Source organism: Aquitalea sp. ASV11 (genome assembly GCF_016429185.1).
Taxonomy (GTDB): Bacteria; Pseudomonadota; Gammaproteobacteria; order Burkholderiales; family Chromobacteriaceae; genus Aquitalea; species Aquitalea pelogenes.
The window spans coordinates 1-3,259 of record NZ_JAELUD010000130.1 but is presented as its reverse complement, the minus strand read 5'-3'; the positions used below and the strand labels follow the sequence as shown (position 1 = coordinate 3,259).

Annotated in this window: 3 protein-coding genes; all 3 read right to left on the bottom strand. The window is 43.4% G+C overall.

Features of this window, described 5'->3' with window-relative positions:
• Window positions 1-514: hypothetical protein (locus JHD62_RS21165; protein WP_199104542.1), on the bottom strand; the 514-nt coding region annotated here is incomplete at its 3' end.
• Between the two features lie 202 nt (window positions 515-716).
• Window positions 717-3,056, bottom strand: coding sequence for a M23 family metallopeptidase (locus JHD62_RS21160; protein ID WP_199104541.1), 2,340 nt, complete (start codon window positions 3,054-3,056; stop codon window positions 717-719).
• A gap of 14 nt (window positions 3,057-3,070) precedes the next feature.
• Window positions 3,071-3,259 (bottom strand): hypothetical protein (locus JHD62_RS21155; protein WP_199104540.1); only part of this gene is annotated, 189 nt, incomplete at its 5' end.

Sequence of the window (3,259 nt, the reverse complement as noted above, 5' to 3'; positions counted from 1 at the left end):
TATCTGGCCCATTAAAAATAACTTGTTTCCAGTGGGTTGTTTCAAATACGCCAGGGTAGGCACCTTTCTTGCAGTAAATGGCGCTGGATTTTAATGCGAGATATTTGCCATCCGGTGAGAAAAATGCCTTGTCATTATATCCTGCAAAAAGAGAACGATCCAAATCTACATTGGAAGTTCTATCGTATGAGAAAAATTGTTTGTGATTTATTTTTAATGGATTTGGAAGAGTTCCATAACCATTTATTGCTTCATTCGTAACCACTCCCATAAGATAATAAAACTTACTTTTCTTTTCATGTGCCATGCCGAAGGAGGGTTCAATATATAGTGCAATTAAATTGCGCATTTCATTGATGTCTTCAATCTCAAAGCTATATGAAACAACAGATGCATATTTAATTAGATCTTCTTCTTTGTTGCATTTTTTAATATCTTCTAGATTGAGAAAAATTACACCATTCACAATAAGAAATTTCCCATCTGATGATGTTTTTGCATAAGTTAATTGCATTGTACGTTCTGTGTCGCATTGTATATTGTTGTGAAATATAATCAATGGGTTGTCGCGCTTGGTATCTTCCTCGATTTTTGTGATGATTATTTTGTCGGAACCCTCTGTATAGATAGTTCCAGCCTTTGTGATGTTGAAAATATTAATACTAATTAGCAATATTGTAATTTTTTTCAAAATGCAGCGATTTAATTGATGTATTTTATTTCTCCTTGAATGCAAATCCAAATCTATTGGCATATATTGCCGCTTTAAAATTTTTTGGTGCGTCGATAGTATCTCCGATGATGTAATTGACACGATATGTATGCGCTTGTCTATCTACTAATCCGTTGGTCCGGCCATTGATTGCACGGGTAACTGCTTCTATTGTATTGTCGTTGACAGCATTCATGACGGGCTTCATTTTTGGTCTCTCACATGCTAAATAAAATCCTCCGCTATCGATGCAGTAATGTGGGTTTGTTGAGATGATCTCTGGGTTGTCAATAGAAGGCACCTGCTTCGTCATTGCATCCTTGTTCTTGGATTTATATCCAGGATCATTAAACCAATCAACCTCTTTGTCTTTTAATTTCATCCATCCCATAAATACCCAGTAGTTGACATAGTTGGATAAGAAAGTTAGTTGCTTAAAGCCCCTGCCTCTGAATTTTTGCGCATCATCACCATCAAGATTCCCAACTTGCCAGTTATAGCTGCTTGCTATTTTTATTCCCTTGCTGTTGTATCTTTCTCTGGCAAAGTATTCTGATTTTTCATTGGGCTCTCGCCCCCACCAGTGCCCATGGTCTATTTCGTACTGTTGCAAGGATTCTTTTACCAAGCCTAGCCCTATTTTTTTGCTGTAATCCTGATGCTGAGCAACTTCGGTCATATTGCTTAGTTGTGTGCATTCGACACAGCCTTGGCCAAAAAAATGGATGGTTTGTCTGCCAATGTCAAAGCCATACTTGCTCACTGTTTGATTAATGGCATTTTTATATGTAGCAATAAGGTGTTGCGGCGTAATTTTCGGCCTGCTTTTATCTATTATCGGGATGAAGATGTTTTCTATTTCGAAGCTGCCAAACCATTTGCACTTGCGAAATGTCTGGATGAATTCGCGTGGGTGGAAGTGCCAGATGTTGTCATCCAGTGATCGGTCGTAATGCGATTCTTCATTCGGGTAGTACATTTTGTGGGTCATTACCCCGGTTCTGTTCTTTATTTTCTCCCAGAAACACAGTATTTTTATTTTTTCTTTTAACAGATCAAAGGTCTTGTCCGACATGATTTCAGATTTAGGATTGAGGTAGCTCTCCTTTTTCATCCAGCCATAGCGTTCGTCAATTTTTGTGCCATCCCACTCGCTTTTGAATTGGCAAATTAATCTGGATAGTGTGTTGGTCTTGGCAGAAAACGCGGCGACCAGTTTTTGCCTGGTTTTTTCTTGTTCCTTGGGGAGTAGCAGCTGCTGGATATAGGCGGAATGGCATAGTCCGTCACGGGATTTGTCATCATCAACAAAATGCCAGCCCAGCCAGTGTGGAAAGTCTGCATCGCTGTATTTCTTGATTTTTTCGTCACGAATATTGATCCAGAATAGGCCTTGTGGCGTGGTGATTTGCTGGTAAATGCGCGCGTGCACTGGAAGTTCGCGGTTGTGGCTCTTTGAAATCAGGCGACCGTAACGAAGATATTCATAAATCGTGCTTAAGCTTGCCTCTGGAATGTCTTTATTCAAATTTTTCGCATTTTCATACATCTCGGTATCATAGTTTTTCCAGGATGGTGGAATTGTTTTGTTTGGCAGCGGTGTAAAACTGCCGTTTTCTAAAATACGGGTGGTCAGTGTCGCGGCGCGGTGGCCGATTTCCATGGTGACGTACAGGTCTTGCGTGGTGGTGCCCGCTGGTTTGCTCTGGCCTTTGGGGGCCGTGTCTACTCTGTAGTATGGTGTTCCTTGCGGAATGTAAAAATGGCTATTGCCAAAAATGATGTTTTCTCTGCCGTTTTTACTTAAGTCCAGCTTGCCGCTTGTGCGACCAGTCAGTCTTCTCAGATTTTCGGTATTGCAGAATATTTCAAAATGAAAACCGCTCATCCCACCGGTATAGCCCGCTTTGCCGATTATTTGCTTGCGGGCCAGTATTTTTCCCTTCTGGAATGCAATCATCACTTCCGGGCTTAATTTGCCGAGGTTTTGATAAACCGAATAAAAAACAACGTATCCATCCCGGCCACTGCCTATTTCTGTTTCATGGCGCATCACCACGCAGCCGGGGGTGTCGAGGCCATTTCGTCGTAAGGGCGAGTCTTCCGCCGGATTCAGTTCGCCAGGGCCACAGTCTCGGTAATGAATGACATAGCCATTGGCGATGGCACGGACATTGTTTTGTTCACCGCTGCCGGAGAGTTGCACATGCATGCCGCCGTGCCACTCGAATTGGCTGGTTACCGGATAGCCACCCAGGGTGGTGGAGGGTAATAAGGCGTTTAGCCATTCGCTGTCCGGCATCTCATGCTGGGCCTGCTTCAGGGTGGGTGGGCTGATATTCATCGGTCACTCCGTCATTAAAGTGAAAGGCCTTTGTTTGGCAGTAAATCGGTTTGCGGAAAGCTGTCGTCTTCGTGCTCCAGCCCCGCCTTCCCCTCATTACTCAGCGTGCCGTGCAGCTTGATATCGCCAAATACTTCAACCCCCTTGGCGCTGATGCGGATGCCATGGCCGCCTGCTGCCAGTTCGATGCTGTCGTGCCCGGC

Excerpts from the sequence above, each read along its gene's own strand:
- JHD62_RS21160 (WP_199104541.1), bottom strand. The coding sequence starts at position 3,056 with ATGAATATCAGCCCACCCACCCTGAAGCAGGCCCAGCATGAGATGCCG.